The organism is Kumtagia sp. (assembly GCF_059502445.1).
The window spans coordinates 44,681-58,796 of sequence record NZ_JCACER010000026.1 but is presented as its reverse complement, the minus strand read 5'-3'; the positions used below and the strand labels follow the sequence as shown (position 1 = coordinate 58,796).

General features: G+C 65.8%; 13 protein-coding genes. 1 reads left to right on the top strand and 12 read right to left on the bottom strand.

The genetic code is table 11. The features are described from left to right. The first annotated feature begins 251 nt into the window (after window positions 1-251). Window positions 252-1,067, top strand: a complete 816-nt coding sequence (locus tag AC5JDC_RS11310) for a tetratricopeptide repeat protein (RefSeq protein ID WP_495841431.1) — start codon at window positions 252-254, stop codon at window positions 1,065-1,067. A gap of 112 nt (window positions 1,068-1,179) precedes the next feature. On the opposite strand, the gene AC5JDC_RS11305 is transcribed toward AC5JDC_RS11310, so the two are convergent. The 12 genes from AC5JDC_RS11305 to AC5JDC_RS11250 form a co-directional block, all read right to left on the bottom strand. Further along, window positions 1,180-2,154: a class I SAM-dependent methyltransferase gene (locus AC5JDC_RS11305; RefSeq protein ID WP_495841430.1), complete on the bottom strand. Its 975-nt coding sequence runs from the start codon at window positions 2,152-2,154 to the stop codon at window positions 1,180-1,182. Window positions 2,155-2,182: 28 nt separating this feature from the next. Continuing rightward, window positions 2,183-3,430 carry a cytochrome P450 gene (locus AC5JDC_RS11300; protein WP_495841429.1) on the bottom strand — a complete coding sequence of 416 codons (1,248 nt, stop codon included), beginning with the start codon at window positions 3,428-3,430 and terminating at the stop codon, window positions 2,183-2,185. Between the two features lie 110 nt (window positions 3,431-3,540). Then, window positions 3,541-4,725, bottom strand: a complete 1,185-nt coding sequence (locus AC5JDC_RS11295) for a glycosyltransferase (protein ID WP_495841428.1) — start codon at window positions 4,723-4,725, stop codon at window positions 3,541-3,543. 59 nt (window positions 4,726-4,784) lie between these two features. Beyond that, the gene (locus AC5JDC_RS11290; protein ID WP_106772760.1) at window positions 4,785-5,801 is read right to left on the bottom strand and encodes a type II secretion system F family protein; all 1,017 of its coding nucleotides are present in this window, start codon (window positions 5,799-5,801) and stop codon (window positions 4,785-4,787) included. 4 nt (window positions 5,802-5,805) lie between these two features. Next, window positions 5,806-6,819 (bottom strand): type II secretion system F family protein, encoded by a 1,014-nt coding sequence (locus AC5JDC_RS11285; protein ID WP_106772879.1) that lies wholly within the window; start codon window positions 6,817-6,819, stop codon window positions 5,806-5,808. Continuing rightward, window positions 6,819-8,306 carry a TadA family conjugal transfer-associated ATPase gene (locus AC5JDC_RS11280; RefSeq protein ID WP_495841427.1) on the bottom strand — a complete coding sequence of 496 codons (1,488 nt, stop codon included), beginning with the start codon at window positions 8,304-8,306 and terminating at the stop codon, window positions 6,819-6,821. The genes AC5JDC_RS11285 and AC5JDC_RS11280 overlap by 1 nt, the downstream gene beginning before the upstream one ends. Before the next feature lie 28 nt (window positions 8,307-8,334). Continuing rightward, window positions 8,335-9,618, bottom strand: a complete 1,284-nt coding sequence (locus AC5JDC_RS11275; RefSeq protein ID WP_495841426.1) for a CpaE/TadZ family protein — start codon at window positions 9,616-9,618, stop codon at window positions 8,335-8,337. A gap of 14 nt (window positions 9,619-9,632) precedes the next feature. After that, window positions 9,633-10,370, bottom strand: a complete 738-nt coding sequence (locus AC5JDC_RS11270) for a CpaD family pilus assembly protein (RefSeq protein ID WP_495841425.1) — start codon at window positions 10,368-10,370, stop codon at window positions 9,633-9,635. 14 nt (window positions 10,371-10,384) lie between these two features. Next, window positions 10,385-12,004, bottom strand: a complete 1,620-nt coding sequence (locus tag AC5JDC_RS11265; RefSeq protein WP_495841424.1) for a type II and III secretion system protein family protein — start codon at window positions 12,002-12,004, stop codon at window positions 10,385-10,387. Beyond that, complete coding sequence (gene cpaB, locus AC5JDC_RS11260) at window positions 12,001-12,804, bottom strand: Flp pilus assembly protein CpaB (RefSeq protein WP_495841423.1); 804 nt, start codon at window positions 12,802-12,804, stop codon at window positions 12,001-12,003. The genes AC5JDC_RS11265 and cpaB overlap by 4 nt, the downstream gene beginning before the upstream one ends. 174 nt (window positions 12,805-12,978) lie before the next feature. After that, window positions 12,979-13,497, bottom strand: coding sequence for an A24 family peptidase (locus AC5JDC_RS11255; protein WP_495841422.1), 519 nt, complete (start codon window positions 13,495-13,497; stop codon window positions 12,979-12,981). A gap of 179 nt (window positions 13,498-13,676) precedes the next feature. Continuing rightward, on the bottom strand, window positions 13,677-13,871 hold the full coding sequence (locus tag AC5JDC_RS11250) for a Flp family type IVb pilin (protein ID WP_495841421.1): 195 nt from the start codon (window positions 13,869-13,871) through the stop codon (window positions 13,677-13,679). Window positions 13,872-14,116 lie beyond the last annotated feature (245 nt).

Here is a 14,116-nt window from a genome sequence, read left to right as displayed (position 1 = left end):
CCGGAGGCGCTGGAACCTTTGCAGGCTCGCCAAGTTTTGCCGATACCAGACCGGTGCCCCTCCTCCCGTGACCCCGCAGCCCAAAAGGCTGCGGGTCTTTTTGTGTCGGCCGCCGCGGAACGTTGCCCGTGCGCGCTCGACCGACGGCGAGCCTTAACCTTCCATTAGGGTTAACGGAATATTTCTGCCTGGAAAGACGCGGGCCATGGGGGGCACGACCGATGCGCAGCAAAGTCTCGAACGACAGGCCGATGGCCCCTTCGCGGGCCGCTATCGGCCGCGCGGCGGGTCCTCTTCTGGCGATGATCCTCGCGATCGGGGTGGCAGGCTGCGGCGGCGTATCGCGGGAAACGACCGGCTCGATATCGCGGGGCGCGGGCAAGCCCGTCGACCAGATGTCGGCCAGCGAGCTTCCCGGCGCGGCGGCGGCGCTCGGCCGCGCCTATGCCAAGGATACCACCAACAAGGACGTGGGGCTGCGCTACGCCACCGTGCTGCAGATGCGCGGCCAGGCTGACCAGGCGCTTGCCGTCATGCGCAAGCTCGTCATCGACCACCCGAAGGATCGCGTCGTGCTGGCCGCCTACGGCAAGGCGCTGGCCGGGACCGGCCAGTTCGAACCGGCGCTCGACGCCATCCGTCGCGCGCAGACCCCGGAATATCCGGACTGGAAGCTGTTTTCGGCCGAAGGTGCCATCCTCGATCAGGTCGGCGAGAAGGCGCAGGCGCGCGAGCTCTACCGCAAGGCGCTGGACATTCGTCCGAACGAGCCGTCGGTGCTGTCCAATCTCGGCATGTCCTACCTGCTCGACGGCGACCTCCGAACCGCCGAGACCTATCTGCGCAACGCCGTGGAGCAGCCCGGTTCCGACAGCCGCGTACGTCAGAATCTCGCCCTGGTCGTCGGCCTGCAGGGCCGCTTCGAAGAGGCCGAGCGCATAGCCGGCCAGGAACTGGCACCGGCGCAGGCCCAGGCCAACATGGAGTACCTGCGCAGGATGCTGGCGCAGCAGAACTCCTGGAGCCAGATCAAGGCCGAAGACAAGAAGAAGGTTGCGTCGAATTGAGGCAGTAGGCAGTAGGCAGTAGGCAGTAGGCAGTAGAAAATCATACTGCCGAATAGCGGAACTCAACCTGCGGTCGGCTTCGGCAGGTATTTTCTGGGACCAACCCTACTGCCTACTGCCTATCCGGCTTCCTCGCCACCAGAAACGCATCCACGGGCCGGGCGCCGTTTGGCAAAGTCTTGATGCGGTTGGCGATCTTGGCGAGCGGATAGGCAAGCGCGATGGCCGCGTGCCATGACCAGCGATGCGCGATGTAGCGCTCGTGCGGCGCCTTGTCGGTGCGCTTGAACAGCAGGCGATGCAGCCAATAGATCAGCCCCTGATGTGGCGACGGCTGCAGCGTACCCGCCTCCACGACTTCCAGCCCGAGTTCCGCGGCGAGTGCCCGATAGGCTCCCGGATTCCACCACGTCACATGGTGCGGCGGGATGTTGATGGGCAGATTCGGAATTTCGGTCAGCGGCGATGGATGCAGCGGCGCTGCGAGGATCAGCAGGCCGCCCGGCTTCAGCAGCCGGACCATCAGCTCCGCATGCCGGCGCGGATCGGGAACGTGCTCGATGACGTGGAAGGCAGTCGCCACGTCGAAGGATTCCGGCCGCTGCGCGGCATAGGCTTCGAGCGTCTCGCGGATGACCACTTCGTCGGCGTCCGGGCCCGCATAGGGGTCGAGCCCCGTATACCGGGCATGCGAGAGATGCCGCCGGAACACGCCGGGGCCGCAGCCGACATCGACGACCTCGGCGCCGTCCGGGATGAAGCTGGCCGCGCGCTTGTAGTCGACACGCGTGTCGGCGACGTCGTTCAGCCGCTCGTGAACGTCCCATTCGTCGTAGTAGGTCTGGTAGAAGGCGCCGTCGCCGACGACGCGCGGCTCGAAGAACACCAGGCCGGTCGGCGATTCGTAGAGCGTGACGCGGTCGATGCCCTTGAACAGGTGCTTCACGTCGACACCCTGGCCGATGCGCCAGATGTCCTCGATCACCCTTGCCGAGACGCCGTGGATGCGGCGCGCAGCCGGCTTGCCGGTGATCGGGCACGGCGGCAACACCTTTTCGTCGCCGGCGGGGCGCGTCGGTCCTGCCATTCGCATTCCTCTCGGTTGCAGGCGACCGTCAGGTCCTTGACCGTTCGGACAGGCGCAGCATGATTTCCTTGTCCGGCCGCGAGGTGAGATTGCCGAGCGGCTTCGGCCGGGTCCCGGGCACCAGCGTTAACCGAGCCCGAGCCAGAAGTCCACGCAGGATGGCAGCCATCTCGATATCGGCGAAACGAGCGCCTGGGCAGCCCCGTGCGCCCATGCCGAACGGCATGTAGCTCGTGCGCGCCGGCGCGGGGCCGCCCTCCAGCCAGCGGCGCGGAGAAAAGTCGTCCGGCCGCCACCAGAGTTTTTGGTGACGATGCAAGGTCCAGGGCGCCACCAGCACGAAGCTGCCGGCCGGCACCGGCTTGGTGCGGAAGACGACGTCCTCCTGCGCCTCGCGCAGGAAGAAACCGATCGGCGGATAGATCCTGAGAGCCTCTCTCGCCAGCGCGTCGGCGATCGAGTCCGGGTCCGCCGCTCCCCAGAATCCCTCCCCCTCGGTCTTGCCTGCGAGTGCCGCGGCGGTCGCGTCCTGCAGTTCCGGACGTCCGGCAAGCTCGTAGGAGAGCCAGGACAGCGTCGAGGCCGTGGTCTCGTGGCCGGCAAGCAGCATGACGGCGATCTCGTCGAGCAGCGCCTCTTCTCCGGCCAATCCCGGCTCCAGCCGGCCGGCCTCGGCGAGCGCGAGCGCGAAGGGCGCGGTCTCGAGCGGCCGGTCCCCATTGATCAGGGGCGTGACGAAGCGCTCCCGCATCAGCGCCCGCATCTCCCCGCCGATCTCCTCGATCCCCATGTCCCGCATCACGCGGGCACGCGCCCGTTCGTCCTGCCCGGCAAGCATCAGCACCAGCGGTGCCGCCTTCCTGTGGAAGGCGAAGAACAGCCGCGTGAAGCGAAGCGACTGGTCCGCATCGAAGCGATCGCCGAGCGTGCAGTGCGAGACGATATCGACGGTGAGCCGCGACAGTTCCTCGCTGATCGCGACCTGGCCACCCGGGGCAGCCAGCCAGCGGGCGAGATAGTCCGCCGTGATCGCCTCCGTCACCCGCCGCACCTCTTCGTCGGGGATCGTCGCCAGCGAGCGCGAGAAGATGCGGCGCGTCTCCTTGACCGACGCGCCGCCCGGCTGGCCGAAGACGCCGCCGCCGATCAACGGTTTCAGCAGATCATGCACCACCGCGCTTTTCGGGAACTGGCCGGCGCGGTCGAGCATCACCGTCTCGACAACCTTCGGATCATTGGCGAAGACGAGCTTGCTGCTGGCCAGATCGATCAGCATGAGCCACCGCTCGAGCGGCTTTCCCGCGGCGTAGCGCATCGGATCGGCGAAGATCCGGGCGGCCAAACGGCTGGCGAACGGCACCCGGCCCAACGACCAGGACAGCATGCTCAGGAGGCGGGGAATGGCAGTCGCTCCTTGACCGCGATCGAATACGGACCGGAAATCTCGTAGACCACATGGCCCCACCTGATCCGCCGTGTCCAGGCGGCCGCGACGATCACGCTGAGATGGAACAGATCGACCAGCGGCTGGAGCAGGCCGAGCAGCAGTTGGATCAGCCGGACCGGGACGGAGTCGGGCATGTCGAGCCGTCTGGCGACGTCGCCGACCAGCGCCTGCTTCAGCACCGCCAGCGCGGCAAGGCCAATCGCCGCCCACAGGTAGTCGCCCGTCGCGCGGACCTGCCAGAGCACCGCGATCCAGGCGGCGAGGCGAACAGCGACCGTCGCCAGAGCCATGCGCCAGAGCCAAGGGCGGTAGATGTGGCCGATCCGATACTGGCGCACGGCGAAGCGCCAGGCTGCAACGAGGCCAAGATCCGTGGGGGAGGGAATCAGCAGTGCGCCGCGCGTAAGAACCCGCAGCCCGGCAGCCGAGGCATGCTCGGCGAGTGAAAGATCGTCGGAAAGGGTCGAATCAAGGCTGACGGAAAGCTGCATGCGCTCGGCAGCCGCCGGCGAGATGCCGATGCTGCCGCCCCAGACGACGCTGGTCGAGTTCCAGCCGGTGCGCGGCAGCAGGGTGACGGCGCGGTCGATCGCCGCCACCAGATGCGCGCCCAGGCGATGTTTTCGCACCTGCTGCCAGCGATGGCCGGTCACCAGATCGAAATTGCCGTCCATCAGCGGAGAAACCAGCGCGCTCAGCCACCAGCGTTGCGGAACGATGTCGCCGTCCATCATGACGATGGCCTGGTCGCGCTCGTCGATCAGCGCGAGAGCGGCCTGCTGGTTGCGGCACTTCTGCGCCTGGTCGCGGGCGTCGCCCGCCACCACGATCTCAACGGGAAAGCGCGCCATCGGCGCCGCCTGGCGGACCCGTTCATAGGCAGGATCGTCATGCGATTCCACCGAGACGATCAGGCGGGCGGGAAGCAGCGTCTGTGCGTTGAGCGTGCCGATGAGCGTCTCGAGCCCAGGCATCGCGCCGGTGATCGGCAGGATGACGCTGACGGCTGCACGGCGCTCGGAGCGCGGCTTCTGCAGGCGCATGAGCCGCACGATCACGCTCGCCAGCGACAGCAGGTTTATGCAGAGCCCGACCAGGGCCAGAGGCAGAACCCAGGACCACATTCCTCCCCTCTACGCGATGGCGGCGCTGAACGGTAGCGCTAACCTGCGCGCGGCCGGCGTCACCTGCTCGAAGAGGACGAACTTTCGCCCCAGATACCGCGCTCGCTCACCTGGATGCCGGCGGGGCCGAGAATGACGGCGAACAGCACGGGCAGAAAGAACAGGATCATCGGCACGGTGAGCTTGGGCGGCAGCGCGGCTGCCTTCTTCTCCGCTTCGTTCATGCGCATGTCGCGGCTCTCGCTGGCCAGCACGCGCAACGCATGCCCGACGGGCGTGCCATAGCGTTCCGCCTGGATGAGCGCCTGCATCACCGACTTGACCGATTCGAGACCGGTGCGTCCCGACAGGTTCTCGAACGCCTGGCGGCGCTCCGGAAGATAGGAGAGCTCCGCATTGGTCAGGATCAGCTCCTCGGCGAGTTCGCCCGATTGCGTGCCGATCTCGTCGGCGACACGGCGCATGGCGACCTCGACCGACATGCCCGACTCCACGCAGATCAGCATCAGGTCCAGGGCATCGGGCCAGGCGCGCTGGATGGACTGCTTGCGCTTCGTCGCCTTGTTGGTGACGTAGAGCACAGGCGCATAGAAGCCTGCATAGGCGGCGGCAATTGCCACGAACACTTTTACGAAGAACGGCTGCTCCGGCATCGCGCCGAGGAAGAACAGGTAGAACAGGGCGACAGCAAAGAAGACGAAAGGCAGGACGAAGCGGAAGAACAGGAACCGGTTGAGCGGATTCTGACCGCGGAAACCGGCGACCTTGAGCTTGTTCAGCGTGGCCTCGTCGACCAGCGCACGCTTGAGGTCGAGCCTTTCGACGAAATTGCGTATGCCGATCGACTGCTGCTCGCGCAGGCCCTTGCGGCGGCGGTCGGCCTCGGCCGCCAGGCGGGCCCGCTGCCTGGCGCGCAACTCGTCCCGTTCCAGCGCGACGCTCTTCATCCGCGCCCGGAGGGGATTGCCGCCGAGGGCCGGCATGACGGTGAAGATCGTCGCAAACACGGCGATGCCGACCAGAAGTGCGATCAGCAGCGAAGGATCTGTCAGGAGTCGGACGGTCTGTTCGGACATCCAGCTAGACCTCGAAATTGATCATCTGCCGCATCACCAGGATGCCGATCAGCATCCACACAGCCGAGACGCCGAGAATGAGATTGCCGGTCGACGTGGCGAACAGCGGCATGATGTAGGTCGGGCTGGACAGGTAGACGAGGCCGGCGACGATGAAGGGCAGCGCCCCGATGATGGCGGCAGAGGCCTTGGCCTCCATCGACAGCGCCTGAACCTTGGCCTTCATCTTCTTGCGGTCACGCAGCACGCGCGAAAGGTTGCCGAGCGCCTCGGAGAGATTGCCGCCGGCCTGATTCTGGATCTGGATCACGATGCCGAAGAAGCCGGCTTCCGGGCAGGGCATGCTTTCGGGCATCCGCATGACGGCGTCAGGAATGGACATGCCGAGCTGCTGGGCTTCGACGATGCGGCGGAATTCGCTTCTGACCGGTTCGGCCGCCTCGTTGGCGATCAGCCGGATGCCGTCGTTGAGCGGCAGCCCGGACTTGACCGCGCGCACGATCACGTCGAGCGCATTCGGGAACTCGGCGAGGAAGGCCTTGACGCGGCGCGCCCGTTTGAACGACACGAACCAGCGCGGCAGGCCGAGCGCGCCGACGATGAGCAGGCCGGGCAGCAGCAAAAGCGGCAGCCCGGCGATGAAGCCGGCCGCCGTCAGCGCCAGCCCACACAGCGCCGAGTAGAGATAGAAACGTTCGATGGAGACGGTGAGGCCGGCCTGCCGCAACTGGATGCGCAGCGGCGGCCGGCGGATGTTGTTGTCCCGCACCTTCTGCTTTTCGTCGAGCTCCTTGAGCGAATCCTGCACCGACTTGCGGCGGCGGGCCGCTTCGGCGGCGCGGTCGCGAGACGCCTTGACGACCGAGCGGTCGGTTTCAGCACGCTTGATCGTGTCGAGCCGCCGGTCGGCCTGCTTCTCGTCGGCGATCCGGTTGAACAGGAAGGCGTAGGCGACGGCCCCGGCGCTGACGCCGGCGAGCGCGATGAAGACCAGCAGGGTGGAGTCCAGACCGAACATCATTCCGCCCGCTTTTCCATCGCCTCGAGCGCGGTGGCGAGGCGATGCTCCTCGCCGAAATAGCGGGCGCGCTCCCAGAAATGCGGGCGTCCGATGCCCGTCGACATATGCTCGCCGATCAGCCGTCCCTGGGCATCCTCGCCCTTGAGATTATAGACTACCAGATCTTGGGTGATGATGACGTCACCCTCCATGCCGACCACCTCGGTGATGTGGGTGATGCGGCGAGAGCCGTCGCGCAGGCGCGCCGCCTGGATGATGACGTCGATCGAGCCGACGATGATCTCGCGCACGGTCCTCTGCGGCAGCGAATAGCCGCCCATGGCGATCATCGATTCCATGCGGTTGAGGCATTCGCGCGGGCTATTGGAGTGAATGGTGCCCATCGAGCCGTCATGGCCGGTGTTCATGGCCTGCAGCAGATCGAACACTTCCGGCCCGCGCACCTCGCCGACGATGATGCGCTCGGGACGCATGCGCAGGCAGTTGCGGACCAGGTCGCGCATGGTGACCTCGCCCTCGCCCTCGAGATTTGGCGGCCGGGTTTCGAGACGCACCACATGCGGCTGCTGAAGCTGCAGCTCGGCGGAGTCCTCGCAGGTGATGACGCGTTCGTCGCGGTCGATGTAGTTGGTGAGGCAGTTGAGCAGCGTCGTCTTGCCGGAGCCGGTGCCGCCGGAGATGAGGATGTTGCAGCGAACCCGGCCGATGATCTTGAGAATCTCGGCGCCGTGGGGAGAGATCGCGCCGAATTTCGTGATCTGGTCGAGCGTGAGCTTGTCCTTCTTGAACTTGCGGATGGTCAGCGCAGTGCCGTCGATCGACAGCGGCGGCGCGATCACGTTGACGCGCGAGCCGTCGGGCAGGCGGGCATCGCAGATCGGCGAAGATTCGTCGACGCGGCGGCCGACCTGGCTGACGATGCGCTGGCAGATGTTGAGAAGCTGCTGGTTGTCGCGGAAGCGGACGCCGGTCTGCTCGACCTTGCCGTTGACCTCGATGTAGACGTTCTTGGCGCCGTTCACCATGATGTCGGCGATATCGTCGCGGGCGAGCAGCGGCTCCAGCGGGCCGAAGCCGAGCACATCGTTGCAGATGTCCTCGAGCAGTTCCTCCTGCTCGGAGATCGACATCACGAAATTCTTGATCGCGATGATGTCGTTGACGATGTCGCGGATCTCTTCGCGGGCGCTGTCGGGGTCGAGCTTGGCAAGCTGCGACAGGTCGATCGTATCGATCAGCGCGGAGAAGACCTGGCTTTTGGTGTCGTAGTAGGTCTCGCTCCGTTCGCGCTGCGCCCGCCGCGGTTCGGCGGGAGGCGCCGGCACCTCCGGACGCCTGGGTGCGAGCACCGCCGGCCCTGCATCGGGCTGACGCGGCGTCAGCGTCGCCGTCGCGCCGGCCGCCGGTGCCATCGGCATCGGAGGGGGAGCGCGGAACTCGGGCGTCGTCCTCGTCCCGTCGTCGTTGCCTCTTCTACCGAACATGACTTTTCTGCCGTTACGCTGCGGAGGATCACTTCTTCTTCAGCTTGAGCTTGCCGATGATGCCGGAAAGCCCCGGCTTCGCCCGCGGCTTGATCTCGCTGCGGCCTGTCAGCACATGCGCGATCTCGCGGATAGACTGGACGATCGGGTGCTTGGCGTCCATTTCCCCGAGCATGCGGCCGTTGTTGGCCGCATTGCCGAAGAGCTGCGGATCGAAAGGTATGACGCCCACCGGCACCACGCCGAGCGGATCGGCGAAATCGTTGATCGATATCTCCGAGCGCTTCGGCACCCCGGCCTGGTTGATGATCAGCTTCGGCGGGGCGTCGTTCGGCCGCGTCTTCTTCAGCATGTCGACCAGGTTCTTGGTGTTGCGCAGGTTGGCGAGCTCCGGCGTGGCGGTGATCACCACGTCGTCGGCCTGCATCAGCGTCTGCTTGCTCCAGCCGGTCCAGACATGCGGCACGTCGAGCACGAGCAGCGGCGCGCTGCGCTGCGCCGTCTCGATGATCTGCTTGAAGGCATCCGCCTCGAAGTCGTAGACCCGATCCAGCGTCGACGGCGCAGCCAGCAGCGACAGCCGTTCGGCGCACTGGGCGAGCAGTCGATCCAGATAGACCTCGTCGATGCGCTCCGGCGAGAACACGGCCTCGGCCATGCCTTGCGCCGGATCCTGGTCGAAATTGATGTTGGCGGTGCCGAAGGCCAGATCGAGGTCGGCGACGACGACCTCGGAACTGAACAGGTTCGACATCGCCCATCCGACATTGTGGGCTATGGTGGAGGAGCCGACGCCGCCCTTCGCACCGATGAAGGCAATCGACCGGCCGATCGGCTCGGCCGAGGGATCGACGAAGATTCCGGAGATCACGCCGAGGATATCGGCGAGCGAAATCGGCGCGACCATATACTCCGAGATGCCCGACTTGATCAGGTCGCGGTACAGCGACACGTCGTTGTAATGGCCGATCACCACCACCTTGGTGCTTGGGTCGCAGCATTCGGCGAGTTGGCCGAGGCTTTCCAGCAGCGGGCGGGGCTCGCTGCGCGACTCGACGATGATCAGGTTGGGCGTCGGCGCACTCTGGTAGAAGTCGACGGCGGTGGGTATGCCGCCCATGTGGATCTTGACATGCGCCTTGGCCATCCGCCGGTCCAGGCTCGCCCGCTCGACCGGCACGGCGATGCCGTCCGTCTCGCAGAATGCCTGGATCGAGATGCGCGGTACCGGACGCAGCGCATGCAGCTCGGAAATGTCGCGCTCCATCGCGCGGCCCGGATCGAGCTCTGAGTCGTAAGCCAGAGTGCCCATGGATCGCCCCGTCCTCAGTATTCGATCTCGCGCGTCGGCTCGTCGGCCCACACCGGTGCGTTGCGGTAGTCGTCGATGACGACGCTGCGCCGCTCGGCATCGACCTCCGTCGTCTTGCGCGGCCCGAGCAGGTCGGCGGGATTCTCGAGTTGCGCGGCAAGGTTGTTCTGGTAGGAACAGCCGAAATTGGCGTAGTGCTTGTTCTCGCTGGTCTCGCCGAGATCCGCGGGCCACCGGCCGCATTTGTTGGTCTGCGCCGTGATCGCCGTGTAGCTCACCCGCACCGGCGCCGAGACTTCGGCCGCACCGGCCTGGTAGGACGAGATCATGATCCGGCTGGCCGGCACGCCCTGCTTCTTAGCGTAATGCGCGAAAGCGCTTCCGGCCTCGGAAGCGGCGACCTGGTTGGCCGAGCCGACCGGAACCAGGATGGTCAGCGGCGGCGCGGCGCTGCGGTCGTAATTGTCGAGGAAGCCACCGAGCGCGACCCGCTGCGTATTGGTTATGCCGCGATCGCTGGCGCCGACCGGCAGATCGATCACCTGCTCCTTCTCGGCGATCACGATCGGATGGCTAGTCCGGTAGTCGTCGGGCACGGAGCCCACCGTCACGCTATCGGTCCTGGCGGCGCAACCGCCCAGCAGGGCAGCGGCGAGCGCGGCGGCAAGCACGGTAGCCGGCCTGCGCATGATGCGGATCGGGACGGGTCGCGGCGCCGCGAGGGGAGCCGTCCTGGAGGTCTTCTCGATCATGGCTCGTCCCCCGATCACTTGTAGATGTAGCCGACCATGCCGTGATAGCGGCCGTCGGGCTTGTCCGTCTTCATGGTCCCGTAGACGCGGTTGATGCGGCCGAGGAACATGCCCGCGCCGTCGCTGGCGGGGTTGAAATTGTCGTCCGGCTTGGCGAGCGCGGCACGCGCCACCGGCTTGCTCAGATAGGGCGTGATCAGGATCACCAGCTCCGTCTCGTTGCGCACGAAGTCGCGGCTGCGGAACAGCGTGCCCAGCACGGGTATCTTGGAAAGCCCGGGCACGCCCTGCACGGCCTGCCGGACATCGTCGCGCACCAGGCCGGCGATCATCATCGAGCCGCCGGACGGCAGCTCGACGGTGGTGTCGGCGAGCCGCTTGCGGATGGAAATGAGATTGGTGCCCGGCAGATTAGTGCGCGGCTCGAAGATGCCTCCGAACAATCCCGGATTCTTGGCGGGCGGGCCGCCGGGGGCGGTGACCGATCCTTCGGTGGTCGGCTCGGATACCGAGGTGCGCACCTTCAGGCTGATCCGGCCCGGCGAGAGCACGACCGGCAGGAATTCGAGGCCGATGCCGTATTCCAGCTTCTCGATCTCGTAGGTCACCTGGCCGGTCTCGTTGTCGTCAGACACGTTGCTTGAGCGGCCCGTGACCAGGTTGAACTCGCCGCCGACCCTGAAAGTCGCCTTCTCGCCCGAGACCGCCGTCAGCGTCGGCTCGGCCAGCGTCTTCATCACGCCGGCCTGCTCCATCGCATTGACATAGGCGTCGATCGCCGACGTCCCGAGCGCGAAGCCGGAGGCAGAGAGCGGCGCGCCGAGGCCGAAGGAGTTCTCGGCGATGGCGCCCCAGCTGATGCCGTTGCTGTCGCCGCCGGCGATCAGGTTGACGCCGAGCTGCTTCATGACCGTGCGGCTGACCTCGGCCACCGTAACCTTGAGCGTGACCTGGTCCTCGCCGATGATCTTCAGCAGGTTGACGATCCGGCTCACCCGGCGTTCAGAATCCGGGTTGTTGATGTCGACGCCGCTGTCGCTCGACCCGCCCGAGGCCGTCTGCGAATACTGGCCGGTCGTCGCCTCACCGCCGCTGACGAAGATGGTCGCGAGCTCCGCCGCGCGCTTGGCGTCCAGGGGCGTCTCGACCGTGCCGGTGAGCACGACATTGTCGTTGAGCAGCTCGACGGTGACGTCGGACGTCGGCAGGAAGCGCTTGATGTAGCCTTCCAGCCCCGCGACATCGCGTTCGATCTGCAGGTCGAGATTGGCGATCTGCTCGCCATTGGGCCCGAAGACGAAGATGTTGGTCTGGCCGACCGCCTTGCCGAACAGGTAGATGCGGCGGGCCGTGCGGGTCACCGCGTCGGCGACCGCCGGATTGGCGACCAGGATGTCGTAGGCATCGGTCGGCAGGTCGATGACGATCGACTTGTTGAGGCCGAGCTTGATCGGCTCGCTGCTGCTGCGCGACGGGCCGACCTCGACGCGGCCGGATCCCGCCTGCGCCGCCGTGGGCGGCATGACCGTACCCGCCAGCACCGCAAGCGCCACGGCAAGCGCTGTCGCATTCCTGAGAACCCGCTGCGAGGCGCGGCGCCCCGTCATCGGCCGAGACACGGCGTCCGCTCTCATTTCCTCGCTCCCACTTCGGAGACTTCGCCGGATTTGATCAACCGCACGGTGCTGCGCTTGCCGTTGCCCGAGACCAGGTAGTCGGCCTCGCCATCCGGTACCTCCTGCGCGTCGGCGACGGAACGCAGGGCCAGCGTCAGGCGATCGGCCATCTGCTGGGCGACGGTGATGATCTCCGCCTGCTGCGGCGTCAGCTCGAGCGTCGCGGTTTCGCCGACCTTCACCTTCTTGCCGTCCTCGTCCTCCTGGATGGTCTGGTCGATGGCCAGAACCTTGATGTTCTTCAGGATGGTCTCGGTGACGAAGCCGGTGGCGGTGGCCTTGTCGGACCGCCGGGTCATGATGACGTCGACGAAGTCGTTGGGCAGGATGAAGCCGCCGGCGGAGGTGTCGGCGGAAATCTGCGTCGCTATGGCGCGGCGGCCGGACGGCAGCACCGAGGACATGAAGCTCTGGCCTTCGCCGACCAGCTTGGAGCGGCGGAGCGGCTCGCCGCCATAGATCGGCACACGGGCTATGCCCGTCCGCAGCTTCTCCATGGCATCGGGCTCGGCATTGCGGGTTATGAAATTCTCGTTGATGCCGGCGCTGGGCCAGTCCTGCCAGGAGAGCTGGTCGCCGATGCCGGCGCCCATCGGTACGTCGCCGGAAACCACAAGCACCTGGGCCGTGGAGATCGACGGCGTCTCGGATTCGACGACGACGGCCGGCAAGGGCGCCGTCATGTTCTTGGCAACCCAACCTGCTCCGCCCGCCGCCACGGCGGCGACGCCCAGAATGATAAGCCGCGATGCAGCCATATTCCAAAACCCCGCGCTCGGCACCCCATTCAGCCGAGACGCAGGTTGCAGCGCCAATCGTCAAATTACGGTTAACGCTCTACCAACAATTGTGATTAATTTTCCGTTGCGCTTTGACCGTGCGGCGAAGTCCGCGCAAGCAATCGAGGGGTCAAGCCTGACGATCCCGCTCCTTCAGCCGGTCAGCCTTGTCACCGCCCAGGCCATCAGCGGCGCGTGCGGATAGGTGAGCAGGCCGCCGATGCCGAGGGCAATGCCATAAGGCACGCCGGCCTTGCTGTCGGCGATATTGCGCAGGAACATGTTGTTGCCGGTGTAGACCGACAGCGCCGACCCGCGGAAGCTCAGTATGCCGAGCGTCAGCACGCCGCCGACCACGGCCGAGATCGCCAGATACTGCGCCAGCGGAAAGCCCATGCCCATGTAGAGAGCCGTCGCCGCCATCAGCTTGGCGTCCCCTCCCCCCATGGCGCCCATGGCGAAAAGACCGAACCCGGCAATCAGCACCGTCAGGCCGGCGGCGAAATGCCAGCCATAGGTCGTCCAGTCCATGCCGGTCAGCGGCGCGACGACGGCGAAGGTCGCGACGAGCACAAGTGACACACGGTTGGCAATCGTCATGGAAAGCAGGTCGGAAACCGCCGCGAAGACCATGCAGAACGGGAACACGACGAAGATCAGGGCTTCCAGCATGCGTGCATTCCGATTTCGGCCGATTTCAAGATAACCCGGCTGCGCTAAACGGCGATAAGCCCAGTCCGAAAAATTAAAGGTCGGGATGCATGGAGCTCAACGAAAGAGGCCGCCCTCTTGGAGCGGCCCTTCCGATTCCCGGCCTGCAGTCAGACCAATGGTCTGTCTGCTTCCGCAGATTACGGGTTGCCGGCAGGCGGCGCTGCCTTCGGCGCCAGCTCGTCGGCGACCTCCTGGAACTTGTCACCGATGCTACCGCCGAGGGCAGTCGCACCGGTGATGATGGCAAGCGCGATGAGAGCGGCGATCAGACCGTATTCGATGGCGGTCGCGCCGGATTCGTCCTTCACAAAACGTGCAAACAGTTTCGACATGACAGAGACCCTTAACTCCACGTGTTACAGCACTTCCGTCAACTGTTCTTGGGGTTGATCGGATGACCGGCAATCTACGCAGCAGCCCTTTCGATGCGCTTAACGAACAGCCTTACCGAAACCTTGCATGCACTTCCGCGATCCCGTGGTTAATCATTCCAAAAGCAGAAATCTTTAATAAAAGTCGATCTTCCGGCCAATAGGCCAAGCACTTCAATGAATTCGGCTGAGGCATCAGGCGGTCG

Coding starts and splice junctions, on each gene's coding strand:
- cpaB (WP_495841423.1), bottom strand. CDS start 12,804: ATGGCTGCATCGCGGCTTATCATTCTGGGCGTCGCCGCCGTGGCGGCG.
- AC5JDC_RS11275 (WP_495841426.1), bottom strand. CDS start 9,618: ATGGGCACTCTGGCTTACGACTCAGAGCTCGATCCGGGCCGCGCGATG.
- AC5JDC_RS11255 (WP_495841422.1), bottom strand. CDS start 13,497: ATGCTGGAAGCCCTGATCTTCGTCGTGTTCCCGTTCTGCATGGTCTTC.
- AC5JDC_RS11250 (WP_495841421.1), bottom strand. CDS start 13,871: ATGTCGAAACTGTTTGCACGTTTTGTGAAGGACGAATCCGGCGCGACC.
- AC5JDC_RS11305 (WP_495841430.1), bottom strand. CDS start 2,154: ATGGCAGGACCGACGCGCCCCGCCGGCGACGAAAAGGTGTTGCCGCCG.
- AC5JDC_RS11265 (WP_495841424.1), bottom strand. CDS start 12,004: ATGAGAGCGGACGCCGTGTCTCGGCCGATGACGGGGCGCCGCGCCTCG.
- AC5JDC_RS11290 (WP_106772760.1), bottom strand. CDS start 5,801: ATGTCCGAACAGACCGTCCGACTCCTGACAGATCCTTCGCTGCTGATC.
- AC5JDC_RS11285 (WP_106772879.1), bottom strand. CDS start 6,819: ATGTTCGGTCTGGACTCCACCCTGCTGGTCTTCATCGCGCTCGCCGGC.
- AC5JDC_RS11270 (WP_495841425.1), bottom strand. CDS start 10,370: ATGATCGAGAAGACCTCCAGGACGGCTCCCCTCGCGGCGCCGCGACCC.
- AC5JDC_RS11310 (WP_495841431.1), top strand. CDS start 252: ATGGCCCCTTCGCGGGCCGCTATCGGCCGCGCGGCGGGTCCTCTTCTG.
- AC5JDC_RS11295 (WP_495841428.1), bottom strand. CDS start 4,725: ATGTGGTCCTGGGTTCTGCCTCTGGCCCTGGTCGGGCTCTGCATAAAC.
- AC5JDC_RS11280 (WP_495841427.1), bottom strand. CDS start 8,306: ATGTTCGGTAGAAGAGGCAACGACGACGGGACGAGGACGACGCCCGAG.
- AC5JDC_RS11300 (WP_495841429.1), bottom strand. CDS start 3,430: ATGCTGATCGATCTGGCCAGCAGCAAGCTCGTCTTCGCCAATGATCCG.